The sequence below is a fragment of the Methylobacterium fujisawaense genome (assembly GCF_014138435.1).
In the GTDB taxonomy this organism is placed as follows: Bacteria; Pseudomonadota; Alphaproteobacteria; order Rhizobiales; family Beijerinckiaceae; genus Methylobacterium; species Methylobacterium fujisawaense.
Genome location: NZ_JACJIM010000002.1, coordinates 123,364 through 141,998, shown reverse-complemented (window position 1 = coordinate 141,998; position 18,635 = coordinate 123,364). Strand labels below are relative to the sequence as shown.

General features: G+C 69.4%; 16 protein-coding genes, 1 tRNA gene and 1 other RNA gene. 10 read left to right on the top strand and 8 right to left on the bottom strand.

The genetic code is table 11. The features are described from left to right. Positions 1-9: 9 nt before the first annotated feature. Together GGQ91_RS05585 and GGQ91_RS05580 are read right to left on the bottom strand one after the other, a co-directional pair. Positions 10-372 carry a DUF427 domain-containing protein gene (locus tag GGQ91_RS05585; RefSeq protein ID WP_043380672.1) on the bottom strand — a complete coding sequence of 121 codons (363 nt, stop codon included), beginning with the start codon at positions 370-372 and terminating at the stop codon, positions 10-12. Next, positions 369-1,259 (bottom strand): methyltransferase domain-containing protein, encoded by an 891-nt coding sequence (locus GGQ91_RS05580; protein WP_043380670.1) that lies wholly within the window; start codon positions 1,257-1,259, stop codon positions 369-371. Before GGQ91_RS05580 ends, GGQ91_RS05585 begins: the two co-directional genes overlap by 4 nt. Positions 1,260-1,417: 158 nt before the next feature. On the opposite strand from GGQ91_RS05580, the gene GGQ91_RS05575 reads away from it, so the two are divergent. Together GGQ91_RS05575 and GGQ91_RS05570 are read left to right on the top strand one after the other, a co-directional pair. Further along, positions 1,418-1,663, top strand: a complete 246-nt coding sequence (locus tag GGQ91_RS05575; protein ID WP_043355746.1) for a hypothetical protein — start codon at positions 1,418-1,420, stop codon at positions 1,661-1,663. A 30-nt stretch (positions 1,664-1,693) separates the two neighbouring features. Continuing rightward, a complete protein-coding gene (locus GGQ91_RS05570) occupies positions 1,694-2,455 on the top strand; it encodes a ComF family protein (protein WP_182591562.1) in 762 nt (253 codons plus the stop codon). A gap of 36 nt (positions 2,456-2,491) precedes the next feature. On the opposite strand, the gene GGQ91_RS05565 is transcribed toward GGQ91_RS05570, so the two are convergent. Further along, positions 2,492-3,085: a GNAT family N-acetyltransferase gene (locus GGQ91_RS05565; protein WP_043353315.1), complete on the bottom strand. Its 594-nt coding sequence runs from the start codon at positions 3,083-3,085 to the stop codon at positions 2,492-2,494. A 295-nt stretch (positions 3,086-3,380) separates the two neighbouring features. Here GGQ91_RS05565 and zapE point away from each other — a divergent pair, with 295 nt between their 5' ends. Beyond that, complete coding sequence (gene zapE, locus GGQ91_RS05560) at positions 3,381-4,613, top strand: cell division protein ZapE (RefSeq protein WP_043380664.1); 1,233 nt, start codon at positions 3,381-3,383, stop codon at positions 4,611-4,613. After that, complete coding sequence (locus GGQ91_RS05555) at positions 4,610-7,567, top strand: response regulator (protein WP_182591561.1); 2,958 nt, start codon at positions 4,610-4,612, stop codon at positions 7,565-7,567. The genes zapE and GGQ91_RS05555 overlap by 4 nt, the downstream gene beginning before the upstream one ends. Before the next feature lie 93 nt (positions 7,568-7,660). Here GGQ91_RS05555 and ubiB read toward each other — a convergent pair whose 3' ends face one another. The 4 genes from ubiB to GGQ91_RS05535 all read right to left on the bottom strand — a co-directional run bounded on the left by ubiB (position 7,661) and on the right by GGQ91_RS05535 (position 12,092). Continuing rightward, positions 7,661-9,223: a 2-polyprenylphenol 6-hydroxylase gene (ubiB, locus tag GGQ91_RS05550; RefSeq protein WP_043345888.1), complete on the bottom strand. Its 1,563-nt coding sequence runs from the start codon at positions 9,221-9,223 to the stop codon at positions 7,661-7,663. A gap of 31 nt (positions 9,224-9,254) precedes the next feature. Continuing rightward, positions 9,255-10,040, bottom strand: coding sequence for a bifunctional demethylmenaquinone methyltransferase/2-methoxy-6-polyprenyl-1,4-benzoquinol methylase UbiE (ubiE, locus tag GGQ91_RS05545; protein WP_043345890.1), 786 nt, complete (start codon positions 10,038-10,040; stop codon positions 9,255-9,257). Between the two features lie 113 nt (positions 10,041-10,153). Then, on the bottom strand, positions 10,154-11,263 hold the full coding sequence (gene leuB / locus GGQ91_RS05540) for a 3-isopropylmalate dehydrogenase (RefSeq protein ID WP_043380654.1): 1,110 nt from the start codon (positions 11,261-11,263) through the stop codon (positions 10,154-10,156). Between the two features lie 100 nt (positions 11,264-11,363). Further along, entirely contained in the window at positions 11,364-12,092 is a 729-nt protein-coding gene (locus tag GGQ91_RS05535; protein WP_182591560.1) for a carbonic anhydrase, read from the bottom strand. A gap of 281 nt (positions 12,093-12,373) precedes the next feature. On the opposite strand from GGQ91_RS05535, the gene GGQ91_RS05530 reads away from it, so the two are divergent. The 6 genes from GGQ91_RS05530 to ssrA all read left to right on the top strand — a co-directional run bounded on the left by GGQ91_RS05530 (position 12,374) and on the right by ssrA (position 16,794). Then, entirely contained in the window at positions 12,374-13,171 is a 798-nt protein-coding gene (locus tag GGQ91_RS05530; protein WP_246410586.1) for a hypothetical protein, read from the top strand. Between the two features lie 342 nt (positions 13,172-13,513). Next, positions 13,514-15,079 carry a 2-isopropylmalate synthase gene (locus GGQ91_RS05525; RefSeq protein ID WP_043380649.1) on the top strand — a complete coding sequence of 522 codons (1,566 nt, stop codon included), beginning with the start codon at positions 13,514-13,516 and terminating at the stop codon, positions 15,077-15,079. Positions 15,080-15,179: 100 nt separating this feature from the next. After that, positions 15,180-15,255: transfer RNA gene (locus GGQ91_RS05520), tRNA-Lys, on the top strand. Between the two features lie 99 nt (positions 15,256-15,354). After that, complete coding sequence (locus tag GGQ91_RS05515; RefSeq protein WP_182591558.1) at positions 15,355-15,900, top strand: hypothetical protein; 546 nt, start codon at positions 15,355-15,357, stop codon at positions 15,898-15,900. A gap of 205 nt (positions 15,901-16,105) precedes the next feature. After that, entirely contained in the window at positions 16,106-16,390 is a 285-nt protein-coding gene (locus GGQ91_RS05510; protein WP_182591557.1) for a hypothetical protein, read from the top strand. Positions 16,391-16,621: 231 nt separating this feature from the next. Next, positions 16,622-16,794: a transfer-messenger RNA gene (ssrA, locus tag GGQ91_RS28650) on the top strand. A gap of 728 nt (positions 16,795-17,522) precedes the next feature. Here the strand turns inward: ssrA and GGQ91_RS05500 are convergent. Further along, complete coding sequence (locus GGQ91_RS05500) at positions 17,523-18,635, bottom strand: hypothetical protein (RefSeq protein WP_182591556.1); 1,113 nt, start codon at positions 18,633-18,635, stop codon at positions 17,523-17,525.

Sequence of the window (18,635 nt, the reverse complement as noted above, 5' to 3'; positions counted from 1 at the left end):
GTGACCGGCTCAGTCCTCCAGCGTGATGGCGTCGACCCGGTCCGGATAGAACGCCACGTGGTCCCGGATCGCCGCGACGGCCGGGTACGGGTCCCCGTAGCTCCAGACCGCGTCGGGACGCCGGGTACCGTCGACAACGAGGTCGAAATAGTGGGCGTCGCCCTTGTACGGGCAGTGTGTGGTGCGCGACGAGGCGACGAAGCGATCGGCCCGGATGTCGCTCCGCGGCACGTAGAAGACCGGCGGATACTGGGCCTCCTGCAGCCGGAGGGCGTTCCGGCTCTCGGCGACCGCGACACCCGCCACGACGACGCGGACGCGGCGGGGCTCGGGCTCGATGGTGATCGGGTGGTCCGGTCCAGGCACCTTCATGGCGTGCTCCCTCCCTCGGGCTTCAACTCGACGGTTCCGAGCGCGTCGGCGAGGCGCGTCTTCGCGGTCCCGGGCCGAAGCGGCTTCTGCTGGGTCTCGTGCGGGACCCAGCCCGAAAGCCACAGCACCTCGAAGGTGGCCCGCACGCGCCCATCCGGATCCGCGAACCGCTCGGCATAGATCTCGGCCGTCCGCAGGAGCGTCGCCCGCCGTAGCGGCGTCCGCCGCCGCTCGGTGAGCACGTTGGTCATGCCCATGGCGCGCAGATCGCGCATCAGGCCGAACGGATCGGCGTAGCGGACCGTCAGCGTGTCGGTATCCGCCACCGGCAGGGCGAAACCGGCCCGCTGGAGCAACCCGCCGGCCTCACGTACCGCCGCGAAGGGCGCCACGCGCGGGCTGATCCCACCCTCGACCTCGCTCTCGGCCTGGGCGAAGCTCTGGCGCAGCTCGGTCAGGGTGGCGCCGCCGAGCAGGCAGCCGAGGAACAACCCGTCCGGCCGCAGGGCGCGGCGCAGCTGGATCAGCGTGCCCGGGAGGTCGTTCACGGCGTGAAGGCTCAGCAGCGAGACGGCGAGGTCGAGGCTTCCGGCCGCCAGCGGCAGCGCCTCCGGGTCGCCGACGATCAGGCCGCCGCCCGTCTCGGGCCGGGCCGCGAGACGGAGATGCCGCGCCTCCGGATACCGGGCCGCGAGCATCCGGGCCGCCACCGGGACGGGCGTCGCGAGGTCGAGCACCGAAGTGAAGCGGCGCAGGACCGCCCCCAGGCGGTCATCGAGATCCTCGGCGAGCCGATCGACGAGGAAGCCCGCGTAGCCGCGGCCCTGGGCTCGGGCGAGGCGGCGGCGGGCGAGGGCCGTGTCGAACAGGGCGGAGGGAGCATCCATCGCGGGGGAGATGGCATCTGAAGCCGTCCCGCGCCACCTCTCGCACGGCCGCGCGCACGGATCCGTGAGCCGCGCTAGAATGTCGGAACGACTCGGCAGCGTCGCTGTTCCTGCTGCAACCGGCTCAAACGGCCGAGATTCGTCATGGAGCATTGATCATGAAGCGTATGCTCGTCGGGGCCGCCGTGGCCCTCACCACCCTCGCGGCCGCCGGCGGCGCCGAAGCCAAGGGCTGCATCAAGGGCGCCATCGTCGGCGGCATCGCGGGGCACTATGCCGGCCATCACGGCCTCGTCGGCGCTGCGGCCGGCTGCGCCATCGGCCGTCACCGCGCCAACGCCCGCGACCGCCAGATGCAGCAGCAGCAGATGGCGCCGCAGGCGCGCCCGGTCTCGGCTCAGTAGAAGCGCGGATTCGGGCGGCGCGTCCGCCGCATGACGGCTCTCGAGGCCGTCGCAAGGACCCTGCGCGGACTGCCGCGCGGGGTCGTTTCGCTGATCTATCCGCCCACCTGCGCGGGCTGCGGCGGCGCCACCGCGGATCCCGGCGCCCTGTGCCCGGCCTGCTGGTCGAGCCTGCGGCTGATCGAGGAGCCGGTCTGCCAACGCTACGGGACGCCGTTCGCGGTCGATCTCGGGGTCGGCCCGTTGCTCTCACCCCGGGCGATCGCCGAGCCGCCGGTCTTCGAGCGTGCCCGGTCTGTAGCCCTGTACGATGCGGTGGCGCGCCGCCTCGTCCATCGCCTGAAATACGAGGACCGCCTCGATCTGGACCGCGTCATGGCCCGGATGATGGCCGCGAGCGGCCGAACCCTGATCGCCGACGCCGATTGCGTGGTCCCGGTACCGCTCCACCGCGGACGCCTGTGGCGCCGGCGGTTCAACCAATCCGCCCTTCTGGCGCGGGTGATTACCCGATCGGCCGGGCTTCCCTTCGTCGCCACGGCGCTCGTGCGCGTCCGCGCGACGCGGTCCCAGGTGGGTTTGAGCCGTGCGGCCCGCGCCGAGAACCTGAGCGGCGCCTTCCGCGTGGCAACCGCCGAACAGCACCGGATCCGCGGGCGCCGGATCCTCCTCGTTGACGACGTCATGACCACCGGCGCGACGGGCAACGCCGCCGCTCGGGCATTGCTGCGCGGCGGGGCACGGTCGGTCGATCTCCTGACCTTCGCGCTCGTCGGCGACGCCGCCGGGTGAGCGCGCGGGCTCTCCGCGTGGACGGCGCTCGCGGATTCAGGCTGGGGGCCGCATCTGCTCCGGAAAGCTTGCCGCCAGGGTGAAGTCGAAAGCCTCCGCGATCCCTTCGTACCAGAGGGAGAACGGCGTCGGACGCGCGAGGTGGAGGGCGCCCTCGATCTCACGCCCCTCGTGCTGGAGGGCCGCCCCGTGCTTGGCCGCGAGCCGCAGCATCGGTCCGTTCCCCGACAGGCAGCGCACGTGCAGATCGACGACGCCGCGATGCCGCGCCGAGCGCGCGATCCGCGCGAACAGGGCGGCGCCGATGCCGCGCCGACGGAATGCCCGCTCCACCGCGAAGGCCGCCTCGGCATGCGGCCCCAGGACGTAGCGCGAGGCACCCGGTCCCATGGGCCGCAATTCGCCGAGGCCGCGCAGCGCGCCGCCCACGAACGCGCCGTACATCACGCCCTCGGCGATCAGGACCTGCGTGGCGTAGGCCCGGACCCCGGCCTCGCTGACATTGCCCATGAAGCGGCTCGCCCGGGTCTCCGGATCCAGCCGCAGGAAATAGTTCAGGACCGCCGTGCGGTCGGCCGGCCACAGACGGCGGACGGTGTGGGCCAGACCCTCGAGGGCTTGTGCCGCCATGATGAAGCTCCGGTTCGTGCGCGGTGCCGCGCAGGGAGATCCGGACGCTCCTCCCAAAGACGGAGCGGATCTCGCATCCTCAAAGTCGTTGTGCAATGCAGCGAAACGCTTGGCTGCCCCTCCGCGGATCTGCCATGCGCAGGGCCGATGGGACGCTTTCCTGCGACTGTTCAGCCGCGGGGTTGATTCAGGCCGAGCTTGCGCGGCACTGGAACAGGTCCCGGGTCGTTGACCGCCGACGCGGGCGCGGGGGGTGCCGAACCGGTGCCGCGACCAGCAGCGAGGAACCGGCGGCGTGAACGACAGATCCGGCAAGCACATCGCCCCGTCGCCGGCGGCGCGGGCCAGCGCGGTCTCGCCTGGGCCGGTCCACGAGCGCTACGAGGCCCTGGTCGCCACCGGGGCGATCGAGCGCGATCCGGCCCAGGGGCATCTGGTGCGCGCCCTCGACCGCCTGGTCCTGGACCTGCAGCGTCGCAAGCGCGCCAGCAAGACGAGCGCCCTCGGCTGGCTGTTCCGGCGCAAGGACGAAGCCGAACCGATCCGGGGCCTGTACGTCTGGGGCTCGGTCGGGCGCGGGAAGACCATGCTGATGGACCTGTTCCACGAGGCGGCCCCCGAGCCGAAGCGGCGGGTCCATTTCCACGGCTTCCTGGCTGACGCACACGAACGCATCCACGCCTACCGGCAGGCGCTCAAGGCCGGCACCGTCAAGGGCGACGACCCGATTGGGCCGGTGGCCGACCAGCTCGCCGACGAGGCGACATTGCTGTGCTTCGACGAGTTCACCGTCACCGACATCGCCGACGCGATGATCCTGGGTCGCCTGTTCAACCACCTGTTCCGGCGGGGCGTCACGATCGTCGCAACCTCGAACGTCGAGCCGGACAGGCTTTACGAGTGCGGGCTGAACCGGGCGCTGTTCCTGCCGTTCGTCGCGACCCTGAAGGAGCGCGTGGACGTCGTCCGGCTCGACGCCCGTACCGACTTCCGACTGGAGAAGCTCGGCGGCGCGGCCGTCTATCACGTTCCCGCCGACGCCAAGGCGCGCGCCGCCCTCGACGCCGCCTTCAAGGGACTGACCGGAAAGGTCCGGGGCCTTCCGGCGACGGTCACGGTTCACGGCCGGGCCGTGGAGGTCCCCGAGCAGGCGACCGGCGTGGCCCGGTTCGGTTTCGACGATCTCTGCCGCAAGCCGCTCGGCGCCTCCGACTACATGGCGCTCGCCCGCGCCTACCACACGGTCATTCTGGACGGGATCCCGGTCATGGCAGAGGCGGACCGGAACGAGGCCAAGCGCTTCATCACGCTGGTCGACACGCTCTACGACCGGCACGTGAAGCTCGTGGCCTCCGCGGACGCCGACGCGCAGGAGCTCTACACCGCCGAGAGCGGCCGCGAGGCCTTCGAGTTCGACCGGACCGTCTCGCGCCTCATCGAGATGCGGTCGCGGGAATACCTCGCCCAGCCGCACGGCCGGCCCGATTCCGAGGCGTCGGGTGCCAGCACCGGGCTGGTGGAGACGTGAGCGCCCCGTCTCGCGTCGGATCGATCTTCTCCTTGCGTCGGCGGAACTGGCGCAGCGCCGGCCCGCTCGGCTGGCTCCTGGGCTCCCCGGCGGCCTTCGTCCTGCTGGTCGTCGCCCTGGGCAGCGGCACGGCGAACTACCTCACCGGCGAGGCCGACCGGACTGCGACGGCCCGCGCGAACGACACCGTCGCCGGGATCGAGCGCCTGATCTCCGAGGTGAAGGACCTGGAGACGAGCGAGCGGGGCTTCGTCCTGGTCGGCAGCGAGGATTACCTCACCCCCTACACGAGCGCCCTCACCAAGATCGAGACGGAACTCGCCGGCCTCGGCTCGGCCGCGCAGGATCCGGTCCGCGCCGGCGGCCCCTCGCTCGCCGGACTGATCGCGCAGAAGCGGGACTTCGCGGCCCGGGTCGTGGCGGCGCGGCGCAATCAGGGGTTCGAGCCGGCCATCGAGCTGGTCCGCACCGGCGAAGGCAAGCAGCTGATGGACGCGATCCGCGCCGAGGCGGCAGCCCGTCAGGCCGCGACGCTGGAGCGTCTCGCCACCCTTCAGGCGATCGAGGGTTGGCGCGGGCTCCTGCTGTTCCTGCTCTCGGGGGCGGCGGCGCTGGGCGCGATCGTGCTGCTCGCCCGCCTCGCTCTGGTGCGCCGGCAGGAATCCTTGCGCATGTCGCGCCTGCTCGACGGCGTGCTCGCCAACGCGCCGGTGGGCCTCGGCTTCCTCGACCGCGACCTGAAGATCCGGCACATGAACCGGGCGCTCGCCACGATGAGCGAACGCGGCTTCGGGGCCGATCTCGGCGCGCCGATCTGGGCCATGCTTCCGACCCTCCGGGAAGAACTCGCCCTGAAGCTCGCCGCGGCCCTGAAGGACGGCCTGGTCTCGCCGAACGTCCCGGTGGCCGTGCCGGCTCCCTCCGCTCCCGGCGGTGTCCGCCACTTCTCGATGAGCTTCTACCCGCTCCGGGGCGTGGAGAGCGCCGCGACCGATGAGAACGTGGAGGGCGTCGGCCTCGTCGTGGTCGACGAGACCATCCGCCATTTGGCCGAGGCCCGTCTGCGCCGCAGCGAGGAGCGGTTCCGTTCGCTGATCGAGGCCAGCGCGGCCATCGTCTGGACCGCCAACCCGGAGGGCAGCCTGCACCGACGCCAGGTGGCCTGGAGCCGCTTCACCGGTCAGGACGAGGCCGCCTATGCAGGGCTCGGCTTCCTGGATGCGGTCCATCCCGAGGATCGCCCGCACACCCGGGCCGCGTGGTCCCGCGCCCTGAGCAGCCTGGAGCCCTACGCGACGGAGCACCGGATCCGCGCGGCCTCCGGGGCATACCGGCACATGAGCGTGCGCGCCGTTCCGATCCTCGAATCCGACGGCACCCTGCGCGAATGGGTCGGGACCCATACGGACATCACCGAACGCAAGGAGGCCGAGGCCGCCATCGAGGCGGCCCGCGCCGCCGCAGAGGCCGCCAACGCCGCCAAGAGCCAGTTCCTGGCCAATATGAGCCACGAGTTGCGCACCCCGCTCTCGGCGGTGATCGGCTATTCCGAGATGGTGCAGGAGGAGCTGGAGGATATCGGCGAGGCCGACTTGGTCGCCGACATGAAGAAGATCGAGACCAACGCCCGGCACCTCCTCGGCCTGATCAACGACGTGCTCGACATCTCCAAGATCGAGGCCGACCGGGTCGAGGTCTACGCCGAGGATTTCGACGTCGCCACCGTGGTGCAGGAGGTCGCCGTCACGGTCGAAGGTCTGATCGCCAAGAAGGGCAACACCCTGGCGCTGGCGCTGGAGGCGGATCTGGGCAGCGCCCACACCGACGTCACCAAGCTGCGCCAGTGCCTGATCAATCTCTTGAGCAACGCCGCGAAGTTCACCGAGAACGGCCGGATCACCCTGTCGGTCGCCCGGGCCGACACGACGATGCGCTTCTCCGTGACCGATACCGGGATCGGGATGACACCAGAGCAGGTGGGGCGGCTGTTCGAGCGCTTCACCCAGGCCGACGCCTCGACGACGCGCCGCTTCGGCGGGACCGGGCTCGGCCTCGCGATCACCCGTGCCTTCGCCGAGATGCTGGGCGGCGCGATCGCCGTGGAGAGCCGGCAAGGGGAGGGCACCACCTTCACGCTGACCCTGCCGGTCCGCTTCGAGACCGGTGCGGCGGAGGAAGCGGATGCGGACAGCGCCGCCGGTCCCGGCGAACGCGGAACCATCTTGGTGATCGACGACGACGCCGCGACCCGGGATCTGCTCGCCCGCTTCCTGGAGCGCGAGGGCTTCTCGGTAACGGTCGCCGAGGACGGGCGGCGGGGGCTCGATCTCGCCCGCAGCCTGCACCCGCGGGCGGTGCTCCTCGATGTGACCATGCCGCAGATGGACGGCTGGGCAGTGCTGCGGGCCATGCGCGCCGATCCCGAGATCGGCGCGACACCGATCGTGATGGTGACGGTCCTGGACGAGCAGAACCTCGCCTTCTCGCTCGGCGCCACCGACTACCTGCAGAAGCCGATCGACTGGGGAAGTCTGCGCCAGATCGTCGACCGCTTCCGGCCGACGGCCGGTAGCGGGCCGATCCTCGTCGTCGAGGACGAGGCGGACGTTCGGGGCCATGTCTGCGCCTATCTCGAGCGCGAGGGCTTCCCGGTGCGCGAGGCCGAGAACGGCCTGCGCGCCCTCGCGACCCTCGAATCGGAACGGCCGTGCCTGATCCTGCTGGATCTGATGATGCCCGAGATGGACGGCTTCGCCTTCCTGCGGGCGCTCCGGGCGCGCCCGGACAGCCGCGACGTGCCGGTGGTCGTGCTCACCGCCAAGGACATCACGGCCGAGGACCGGCGCCGACTGGCCGGTCAGGCCGACCGGGTGCTCGCCAAGGGATCGACCGGTCTCGGCGAACTTGCCCGGGAATTGCGGGCCTTGGTCCCGACGATGGACGGCGCGGACTGACCGGGAAACCGCAACACGAGCCGGGCGAGCCGACCCGGCAGCGCCCGACGGGACCGTGCGATCACCCCCGTCGCGTGGACCCGCGGTGCGGGTTCACCCCCCGCGGAACGCCAGCATCAGCGCCCCGGCGGCAATCGCCCAGAGAGCCAGCGTCGACCAGATCGCCCGATAGCGTTCGTTGCGGGCGAAGCGCTCCAGGCGGCGGGCATCGCCCGTTCCGGCCTCGTCGAGGCGCACCAGCACGCGCTTCAACCGCATGGCGAGATCCGGAATGTCGCCGACCACGTCGGAGACCACCCGCAGGGCCTCCAGGCCGCTCTGCGCCCGGCCGACCGGACCCATGTTGCGGGCGATCCAGGCGCGCACGACCGGCTCGGCCGTGGTCCACATGTCGAGCCGCGGGTCGAGGGAGCGGGCGACGCCCTCCACCACCACCATGGTCTTCTGGAGCATCACCAGCTCGGTGCGGGTGCTCATGTCGAACAGGGCCGTGACGTCGAACAGCAGGGTCAGGACCTTGGCCATCGAGATCTCGTCGGCCCGGCGCTGGTGGATCGGCTCGCCGATCGCCCGGATCGCCTGCGCGAAATCCTCCACGGAATGGTGGGCCGGCACGTAGCCCGCCTCGAAATGGACCTTCGCCACCCGGCGATAGTCGCGCAGGATGAAGCCGAGCAGGATTTCGGCGAGGAACCGGCGCTCGTTCGGGCCCAGGCGGCCCATGATGCCGAAATCCACCGCCACCAGGCGGCCCTCGGCGTCCACCAGCAGGTTCCCCTGGTGCATGTCGGCGTGGAAGAAGCCGTCGCGGATCGCGTGCCGCAGGAAGCTCTGGATGACGGTCCGCCCGATGGTCTGCGGGTCGTGCCCCTGGGCGGCGATCTCCGCCGCGCTGTGCAGGCGGGTGCCCTCGATCCACTCGGCCGACAGCACCTCGCGGGCGGTCAGCTCCCATTCGGGCTTCGGCACGCGGAAGTCGAGATCGTCCTTGGTGTTCTCGGCGAGCTCGGAGGCGGCGGCCGCCTCCAGGCGGAAATCCATCTCCATCAGCACCGAGCGGGCGAGGATCTCCACGACTTCGCGGGGACGCAGCCGCTCCGCCTGCGGGGACAGGGCGTGCACCACCCGGGCCATGAAGCGCATGACCTCGAGGTCGCGCATGAAGCGCTCGCGGACGCCCGGCCGCATCACCTTCACGGCCAGCGCGCGCTGCGTGCCGTCCGCATCCTGGACGATCGCCTTGTGGACCTGCGCGATGGAGGCGGCGGCGATCGGTTCGCTGAACGACACGAAGAGCTGACTGACCGGCTTGCCGAGCGCCGTCTCGACGGTGCGGAGCGCGACCTCCTGCGGGAAGGGCGGCACCCGGTCCTGCAGCTTCTCCAGGTCGAAGGCCGCCCGCATGCCGACGATGTCGGGCCGGGTCGCCAGGAACTGCCCGAACTTGACGTAGGACGGGCCGAGGCGGGTCATGGCCGCCGAGAGCCGAGCGGCGCCGTCGTCGAGACCCGGCCGCTCGAGGGAGCGGCCGAGCCGCAGGGCGAGCCGCAGATGCGGCGGCAGCTCCGCGGGATCGGCGAAGGCGAGGGCGCCCTCGCGGGCCAGCACGAAGCCGACCCGCGCGCCGCGGAACAGGTTGATGGCGGCGCTGATCACCGGTGCTGGCTCCCGTCGCGCACGGCGGCGGTCAAGAGACCTTCCAGCCCGAATGGATCGCCACGATCCCGCCCGTGAGCGGCCGGTCGGTGACGTGCCGGAAGCCGGCACGCTCGATCATGCCCGCGAAGGCGCCGCGCGTCGGAAACTTCCGGATCGATTCCACGAGGTAGCGATAGGATTCCGCGTCCCCGGCGACCCGGGCGCCGATGCGCGGGATCACGTTGAAGGAATAGGCGTCGTAGATCCGGTCGAGCAGCGGGATGTCGACGGCGGAGAATTCCAGGCAGAGGAAGCGCCCGCCGGGCTTCAGCACCCGCCGCGCCTCGGCGAGCGCCGTCTCGATCCGCGGCACGTTCCGGATGCCGAAGGCGATCGTGTAGGCGTCGAAGGTCGCGTCCGGCAGGGGCAGCGCCTCGGCGTTCCCGGTCACGAACGCGATCCGGTCGCCGGCCTCGTCGAGCTTGCGCTCCCGGGCCCGCTCCGCGCCGACGCGCAGCATCGACTCGTTGATGTCGAGAACCGTGACCCGGGTGCGGGGGCCGCCCGCGGCCAGGACCCGGAAGGCCACGTCGCCGGTGCCGCCGGCGACATCGAGATGCGCGAAGGCCCGGTTCTGGGAGGGCCGCAGCATCGAGACGAGCTGCGCCTTCCAGGCCCGGTGCAGGCCCGCCGACATCAGGTCGTTCATGATGTCGTAGCGGCGGGCGACCGAGTGGAAGACGCTGTCGACGCGCCCCTGCTTCTCGTCGAGCGCCACGCGCTCGAAGCCGAAATCCGCGCTCGCGCGCTCAGACGCCCCGTTTCCGGCCTTCATGACGCTCCCATTCCTCGATGGGCGCGTCATAGCGAAGGTCGGGCCCGGCCGCCATGCGTCGAAACACGCGGCTGGGGACCGACCCCGATGCTGAGACGCGCCGAAGTCCTGTCTCAGCCGACGCGCGCGCGGAGCGCGTCCGCCACCGCCGCCGCCATGGCCCGGGTGCCTATCGGGTTCGTGCCCTCGCCGGCGATGTCGGCCGTGCGCGCACCGCCCGACAGGGCGTCGGTGATGGCGCCGTCGAGGGCGTCGGCGGCGTCGCCGAGGCCGAAGGAATAGCGCAGGCACATGGCGAGCGAGCCGATCATGGCGATCGGGTTCGCCTTGTCCTGGCCGGCGATGTCCGGGGCCGAGCCGTGGACCGGCTCGTACAGCGCGCGCCGCAGGCCGCCCGCATCGACCGCGCCGAGCGAGGCGGAGGGCAGCATGCCGAGGGAGCCGGTGAGCATGGCGGCGATGTCGGAGAGCACGTCGCCGAACAGGTTGTCGGTCACCAGCACGTCGAACTGCTTCGGCCGGCGCACCAGCTGCATGGCGCAGTTGTCGGCCAGGATGTGCTCCAGCTGGAGGTCGGCATAGTGCTCCGCATGGACCTTGGTGACGACCTCCTTCCAGAGGACACCGGACTTCATCACGTTGTGCTTCTCGGCGGAGGCGACCCGTCCCGAGCGCTTGCCCGCGAGGTCGAAGGCCACATGGGCGATCCGCTCGATCTCGGCCGTGGTGTAGACCTGGGTATCCACCGCCCGCTTGGAGCCGTCCTCCAGAACGGTGATCTCCTTCGGCTCGCCGAAATAGACGCCGCCGGTGAGCTCCCGGACGATCATGATGTCGAGGCCCTCGACCAGTTCCCTCTTCAGGGCCGAGGCTTCGGCCAGGGCCGGGTAGCAGATCGCCGGACGGAGGTTGGCGAAGAGGTCGAGTTCCTTGCGCAGGCGCAGCAGGCCGGCCTCCGGGCGGTTCTCGTAGGCGACGCCGGCCCATTTCGGCCCACCGACCGCGCCGAGCAGGATCGCGTCCGCATCCTTGGCGCGCTGCAGGGTCGCGTCGGCGAGCGGGCTGCCATGGGCATCCAGCGCGCAGCCGCCGACGAGGTCGGTCTCGGTCTCGAAGGTCGCGAGACCGGTCTCCTTGAGCGCCTCGAGCACGACCTGCATGCCGGCCGCCACCTCCGGACCGATCCCGTCGCCGGGGAGGAGCAGGAGCTTGTAGCTGGCCATGACGGTCTCGCGGGTTGGTCTCGACGTGCCGGCGGGCTTTATCGAGGCTGGCCCGTCATTGGCAAGGCGCCGGCCCGATCGTCGATGCGCGTCCGTCCTCTCAGAGGAGCGCGACCTTGCCGGTGGCGATGTCGTAGAAGCCGCCCACGACCTTCACCCGCTGGGCGGCGACGGCCTCCGCGATGATCGGCCCGGACTGCTCCAGCCGTCCGACGGTGTGCCGGACGTTCTGGGCGATGGCCTCGGCGAGGGGATCCTGCGCCCGCGCCTTCGCGGCCAGATCGACCGCGGGCCGAATCGCGTCGACCAGCACCGGGAGATGGCCGGGAAGCACGGCCTTGGTCCGCATGACGTTGATCGTCGCCTTCACGGCCCCGCATTCGGAATGGCCGAGGACCAGGATCAACGGGGCGCCCAGGACGGACACGCCGTATTCGAGGCTGGCGAGGCCGTCGGTGTTGACGAAGTTGCCGGCGACGCGGACGACGAACAGGTCGCCCGGTCCCTGGTCGAAGATGAAGTCCGGGGCGACCCGGGCATCGGCGCAGCCGACGATGCATGCGATCGGATGCTGAGCCGCGGCCCGCGCCGCACGACCGGCCGAAAAATCCCTGTTGGCGGGCGCGTTGGCCGCGTAGCGGCCGTTGCCGTCGAGCAGCCGAGCCAGAGCCTCCTCGGGCGTGATGGCCTTCGACCGGGCCCCGTCGGAAGCTGCTTCGGCGCGAAACGGCGGTGCGGACGCGCCGGCCAGGGTGCCGACGGCGACGGCCGTCAACAGGCCGCGCCGTGAGAGTCGCCGTGAGAGGGAGGGTCGATGCAGATCGCACACGCTTGGCGGTCCCCTTCGTCGTCCTTGCCGGCCGAGCCCGGCGAGCCGCTCGTCCCGGCAGCAGCGGGCCGAGCACTCCGGATCGTATCCCCTGCGGATCTTCACCGCCGAGTCCAAACTTTGCAGGAAATACTGGACCGAAGGGGCTGCGCCGGGCATCCCGAAGGCATGGATCCAGCTGCTGCGAGGCGCGGATGTTGGACGATCATTTTCGGGACCGTATCGCTCTACTTCGGTCCGAGCGCGATTTCCGTCGGGCGGTCGCCGGTTACTGCCAGGGGATGATCGAGCCGTCGCAGATTGTTTGGCCGAGTCACAAGCTGCTCAATCAGATCGGGCGCTACGTGGTCTCGTTCATGCTGATCCACAACGACTACGCGTGGCGCCACCATGGCGGCCCCCGTCCGACCCTGACGGCGCTCCAGGCGATGGTCGGACTGAGCCACCGGCAGACGGCCGGTTTCGTGTCGACCCTGAAGGCCGGGCGGTTCGTCACGGCGGTGGCGGATCCGGATGATGCACGCGTGAAATGCCTGCAGGCTTCGCCGGCCCTGGTGACCGAGATCGGCCGCTCCGGGCGCCTGTTCGTCGTCGCCATGGACGCCGTCGCGGGTCGCGATCCGGGCCGCGCGGCAGGACTCGACGGCCCCGGCCGGCTCGGGGAACTCGTCCGCCGGTCGGCGGCCCATGTGCTGCGGCACGGGACGCTTATCGCGCCGTTCCCCCGGGTGCTGCATTTCGCCGGCCGGGATTGCGGCTACCCGCTGCTCGCCGCCCTCGTCGGCGCCCACTACGCCGCCACGATTCCCGGGGCGCCGCCGGCCGCGCCGCTCAGCCTGCGCGGCCTCGCCGAGCGGCTGGACGTGTCCCGGGCGCATGTCGGCAACCTGCTCGCCGAGGCGGAGGCGGCCGGATGGATCCGGATCGCCGACAGCCGCCTGACCTTTTTCGATCCGACAGTGCTGGCGGAATTCGAAGACTGGGCCGCCGGACAGATGCTGTTCTACGACGATCTGGCGGCGGCGGTTCTCGCGGATCCGCCGGCCGTACGGGTTCCGGACTGTGCCTGCACCTCCTGATCCACCGGGTGCGCGGCGCCTCGCTTGTGTTCCGGCCGTTCCGGGGATACCTACGGGCTGCACCGCGCCGTGAGACCATCCCGCGTGGGTCGCCGACAGGAGAGACGAGCCTTGGCCAGAGCCGGCTCAGCGCCCGAGATCGCCCGCGCCGCCATGACGGCGCCGCGGTCGCGCGCGCGCCGCGCCGGGCTTGCTCTTCCGCTTCTGCTTACCCGCCCCTGAGGGCCGTCCGGGCGCGCGCCTGGGCCTTCAGGGGAGTTCTTCCATTCGCGAATCCGCCCGCGAGGGCACCACGCCGCGCCGCGCCATCTCGAGCCGGGCGGCCCGCGACAGGGTAATGCCATGACCACGACGAACACCACCTCCGCCCGCGACCGCATCGTGATCTTCGACACCACGCTGCGCGACGGCGAGCAATGCCCCGGCGCCACCATGACCTTCGACGAGAAGCTCGCGGTGGCCGAGCTGCTCGATACGATGGGCGTCGACATCATCGAGGCCGGCTTTCCCATCGCGTCGAACGGCGATTTCGAGGCCGTGTCGGAGATCGCCCGGCGGACCAAGCGCGCCACCATCGCGGGGCTCGCCCGCGCGATTCCCGCCGACATCGCCCGGGCCGGCGAGGCGGTGCGCCACGCCCAGCGGGCGCGGATCCACACCTTCGTGTCGACCTCGCCGATCCACCTCGCGCACCAGATGCGCAAGAGCCAGGACGAGGTCGTCGAGATCATCCTGAAGACCGTGGCCCAGGCCCGCGACCTCGTGGAGGACGTGGAATGGTCGGCCATGGACGCGACGCGCACGCCCCTCGACTATCTGTGCCGCTGCGTCGAGGCGGCGATCAAGGCCGGCGCCACGACGATCAATCTCCCCGACACGGTGGGCTACGCCACGCCCTCCGAGTACCGCGACATGTTCGCGAATGTGCGTGAGCGCGTGCCGAACGCCGACAAGGCGGTGTTCTCGGTCCATTGCCACAACGACCTGGGTCTCGCGATCGCCAACTCCCTGGCGGGCATCGAGGGGGGCGCCCGGCAGGTCGAGTGCACGATCAACGGCATCGGGGAGCGGGCCGGCAACGCGGCGTTGGAAGAGATCGTGATGGCCCTGCGCACCCGCGCGGACGTGCTGCCCTACGAGACGGGGGTCGAATCGACCATGCTGACCCGCGCCTCGAAGCTCGTGAGCCACGCCACGAACTTCCCGGTGCAGTTCAACAAGGCGATCGTCGGCCGCAACGCCTTCGCCCACGAGAGCGGCATCCACCAGGACGGCATGCTCAAGAACGCCGAGACCTACGAGATCATGACGCCGGCCTCGGTGGGGCTGACCAAGACCTCCCTGGTGATGGGCAAGCACTCGGGCCGGGCGGCGTTCCGCTCCAAGCTGGAGGATCTCGGCCTGCACCTGTCGGACAACCAGTTCCAGGACGCCTTCGACCGGTTCAAGGCTTTGGCCGACCGCAAGAAGAACGTCTACGACGAGGATATCGAGGCGCTGGTCGACGAGAACCTCGCCACGGCCCACGACCGCATCCGGCTGGTCTCCCTGTCGGTGATCGCCGGCACCCGCGGGCCGCAGCGCGCGACCTTGCGCATCGCCGACGAGGCCGGCACGCGGATCGAGGAGGCGGACGGCAACGGGCCGGTGGATGCGGTGTTCAACGCGATCTCGGCGCTGGTCCCGCATCAGGCGCAGCTGGAACTCTATCAGGTCCATGCCGTGACCGGCGGCACGGATGCCCAGGCCGAGGTCTCGGTGCGCCTGCGGGACGGCGAGCGCAGCGTCACGGCCCGCGGTGCCGATCCCGACACGCTGGTCGCGTCCGCGAAGGCGTATCTCTCGGCGCTGAACAAGCTCTCGGCCCATTCGGTGCGCGTGCATGCACAGCATGCGGCGGCGGAATGAGAAAAAGCTGCGGCGGGGGGTGGACACCCCCCGGCCGCGTTGGTATCAGCCCGTCACCCCGGACGGACTTGGTGGCCACCGGGCGGTCGCAGACGCGATCGGGCGCATAGCTCAGTTGGTAGAGCAGCTGACTCTTAATCAGCGGGTCCTAGGTTCGAACCCTAGTGCGCCCACCAAGATTTAGCCCCTCCGGCGATTAGTGACGGGGCTCCCGGGTAAGCACATAATAAGCAGGGCGAGCCGGTAGGCAACTCGACGCTGAGTGCTCCCCACCGATGCCTTCCGAACCGATCGCGCCGGTCCGCGGCCGCCAGCTCGCCGCCCTCCGCTCTTGCCTGCTCTATCCGCAGGGACTGCGGCACGAGGCCTATCCGCCAGTGATGCCGATCCTTCGGAAGCTCGGGCTCGTCGTGTCTCGGCCGTGCGCGGACCAGGGCGCAAGGTCCCAGCGTGGTTCATCATCGAAGCCGGCCGCGAGCACCTCGCCGAGATTGATGCGGCTAAGCGTAGGGCGCGCGCGGCGCGGCCTCGATCCCTGGCGCGGGTTGGAGCAGAAGGCCCGCCCGTTTGCCAACCTGAGGTCTGCGATGAAGGAAACTATCGGTATCCGCTCTAACATCTACACGCTCGCTGACGGCTCCGGCGTTGCCGAGATCAACCCGCACCAGGTTCGGCTCATCGAGTCCGGCCCGAAGGACACGACGGTCGTCCATTTCAGCGCGGATCATTCCATCGTCATCGCTGTGCCGCTGCGCGAGGTCAGCGAGCACTTCAAGCACGTGTTCGGATCGCAAGTGAAGGTCTGGGGGCCGGACGTCTGAGCACGAAAAAGCCCCGCGCGGCGGTGCCGGCGGGGCTCAAGGCCAAGTTGAATGTACGGTATCTGACATTAAGCCCGTATTGCCGTTGTAATAGAGACAAATGATGTGACGGCCGGGCAACGCGGCCCGTCACGTGTCATTTTAATCGCCCCGGCCAATAGACACTTACCTGAGGTTGCGTTATGAGAACCTAGCGGAGGCTAGGATGAGCAATATTGCGGCAGAGATTGTAAAAGCGGTAGATGTCCTAAAGCAACTGATTGGTCGTGCAGGACTTAATACCGATTTCTATATCGAATTTAACGATCACGCTTCTGGAAAAGGGCTGTACACTTTCTTGATTGACGGGCTACATATCTCGGCAGATCCTGCGGTGTGGCCTCAGACAATTCCTGAGTACCGATTGATCTCACGAGACGAGGTAATCGTCGGAAGCGTCAAGCTTCGGTGGCCGATACAGAGCACGTTTCAGGTCGCAGAGATGCCGTAATGCGGAGACGAAAAAACCGCCGCGGCCGGAGCCGGGCGGTTCAAGGCGGGTCGTGCTGAGGATTAGAGGCCCGTCTACGCACGGCCGGCCGGGGCGGTTCCGGTCAGACCCGCCGTTCGCGGTCGAGCCAGGGGACTGAGACGTCAGGGCAGAGCCGTCCGGCCAGGGCAGGCGGTGGGCCAGTAGACCTGAGCGCCGCTTTCTGCGTAAGGTGTCCGCGAGGTTGATGACCGGTTCATAATAACGTTTCAGGACCCGGGGGCGGTACCCGGCGCCTCCACCAGAAGCATCCTGCCCCGGATACCGCACGGGGGTGAGGGCGAGCGTCCGGCGTTGCGGACAGCGCGCTGCCAGGGTGCTTCTGCTGGGGGCGAAACAGGTTCGACTGGACGGTAAAGGGATCGCGAGTTCTGCCCTGCCTCGGCAGGGTAAGATGCGGCTTTCGGTAAGGACTCGACCGGTTCGGCGCGGGCAACCCTCGTTCCGAGCACCTGACCAAAACTCTAAATGCCAACGACAACGTCGGCATGGAGATGCGCCTCGCGGCGTAATCTTCCGGGGCGTGGGCACGCCTAGCAACAGAACCCGAGGCTTCGGCCTCGGGGCCCGCTAATTCTCTTCCAGGAACGACGATCGGCCCTGCAGCTGAAGCCAGGGCGCGGGCGCGGGCATTGGCGACCGAATGTCGGCCAGGCGGCGGTCGCTGCTCATCCACGGCCCACCCGGCGACCAAGAAGCCGATGCCCACCCCACCAGGGGCCCGCCGGGATGGATCCGGATCTTCAGCCCCGAGGCTCTGCGGCCGGGTAGCGGCGTGCAGCGCGTCGTACGCCCGGTTCGGGCATGATTTGGATGTCGGGCTTCGGGTCGGGCTTGGTGACGCGGATCTGCCCGGCGATCCGGATCGCGACCGCCATCGATCAGCCCGCCCCGTTCCCCTAGCCCTCTGGCACGACGCCATCGGCTACCCTCTTCAGGATCACGTGCAGCACCGCGGCGATCGCCGAGAGCAGTGTCCCGGGCCGAACAATCGGGCTTCCTGGCGGCGCAGGACGACGAGCGGTCAGCCATTCGGAAGCCGCCGCCATGTCGACCGCGGCAGGTTGGCGAGGAGGGCGGGGAGGGGCCCGATCTAGCAGTGCGTGATGATGCCGTTCGTCACGACGAGCGTGGAGAGGCTGACCGTTCCGGCTGCGCATGAAACACCGGCCGCGGTCGACGTGTTGTATGCGGGTGCGGTGACGGCCCCGGCGGTCGTCAAAGGCGAGCTAATTTGCACAGTTGAAGCCACGATTTCCAGCTGCTTGAGAGCGCTGTTCGCGTCATTGGCCGACGTGATCGAAGAGCCACCGGCAAGGCTCACGGGCCCCCGCATCAGCAGGTTGGTATCGGCCGCAGCCTGTATCCGGGTCGTCTTGCCATATCCGAGCATCAACTGATCCGAGGTGTCTTTTCCGATCAGGTTAAGATCGGCTGTGTTGGCATTGTTGCGCCATGCGATGGAGTGAGCGCTGGCAAAATGCAGCGCAGCGGATCGCGCGATCATCGCGCCCATATCGATGCCAAAAATCTTTGTGCCACCGAGATAAATGCCGGATCCACCGGAGTTCGTCAGGTCTTCGTAGGTGTTCGTCGCTACGGTGCCGTTATATATGCTGATGCCGCGGCGAAGCTTGAACTGACCCTGCGCCAAGTTGATCAGCAGGCCCGAGCCGAGCGCTTTCGAACCATTGCCCGAGACGTAGATCCCCGCACCGACTGCACCGCTCTCGCCACCCGGCCCGCGCACTCCATAATCCATATTGTGGTTGTTGACGTCGACCTCCAGGCCAATGCTGTCATGTGCGCCAACGCCGGGGTCAATACCGAGGATGGTATTGAAGGCATAGGCCGGACCGGAGCCGACGCGCTGCTTCATCGCGAAAGTGCCACACACCTTGCTCACGAAGTAGCTATCGGGCGGATGCGTATGCGTCCCTCCTTTGGTGGCGTAACAGTTCCAAAGGTGCATCATTTCCATTTTGTTCTCGAAGGCCGAATATGCCTCTCCGTAGGATGAAGATTGATTGATTCCGGTCGGATTATCGATCGGGTCGACGGCAAGAGATTGCGTACCGTTCAGACGCTGAGCGCCGATCTCCAGGCTCTTGAAGACGCCGGACGGAGACTTGGAGGTATCGAGTCCGAGGGCTGGCACGGCGAGAAGGCTGGACGCCGCGAGCGCGATAGACAGACGACGGATCAT

Coding starts and splice junctions, on each gene's coding strand:
- GGQ91_RS05585 (WP_043380672.1), bottom strand. CDS start 372: ATGAAGGTGCCTGGACCGGACCACCCGATCACCATCGAGCCCGAGCCC.
- GGQ91_RS05575 (WP_043355746.1), top strand. CDS start 1,418: ATGAAGCGTATGCTCGTCGGGGCCGCCGTGGCCCTCACCACCCTCGCG.
- GGQ91_RS05565 (WP_043353315.1), bottom strand. CDS start 3,085: ATGGCGGCACAAGCCCTCGAGGGTCTGGCCCACACCGTCCGCCGTCTG.
- GGQ91_RS05510 (WP_182591557.1), top strand. CDS start 16,106: ATGAGCAATATTGCGGCAGAGATTGTAAAAGCGGTAGATGTCCTAAAG.
- ubiE (WP_043345890.1), bottom strand. CDS start 10,040: ATGAAGGCCGGAAACGGGGCGTCTGAGCGCGCGAGCGCGGATTTCGGC.
- GGQ91_RS05530 (WP_246410586.1), top strand. CDS start 12,374: ATGATCGAGCCGTCGCAGATTGTTTGGCCGAGTCACAAGCTGCTCAAT.
- GGQ91_RS05515 (WP_182591558.1), top strand. CDS start 15,355: ATGCCTTCCGAACCGATCGCGCCGGTCCGCGGCCGCCAGCTCGCCGCC.
- GGQ91_RS05500 (WP_182591556.1), bottom strand. CDS start 18,635: ATGATCCGTCGTCTGTCTATCGCGCTCGCGGCGTCCAGCCTTCTCGCC.
- GGQ91_RS05570 (WP_182591562.1), top strand. CDS start 1,694: ATGACGGCTCTCGAGGCCGTCGCAAGGACCCTGCGCGGACTGCCGCGC.
- leuB (WP_043380654.1), bottom strand. CDS start 11,263: ATGGCCAGCTACAAGCTCCTGCTCCTCCCCGGCGACGGGATCGGTCCG.
- GGQ91_RS05580 (WP_043380670.1), bottom strand. CDS start 1,259: ATGGATGCTCCCTCCGCCCTGTTCGACACGGCCCTCGCCCGCCGCCGC.
- GGQ91_RS05525 (WP_043380649.1), top strand. CDS start 13,514: ATGACCACGACGAACACCACCTCCGCCCGCGACCGCATCGTGATCTTC.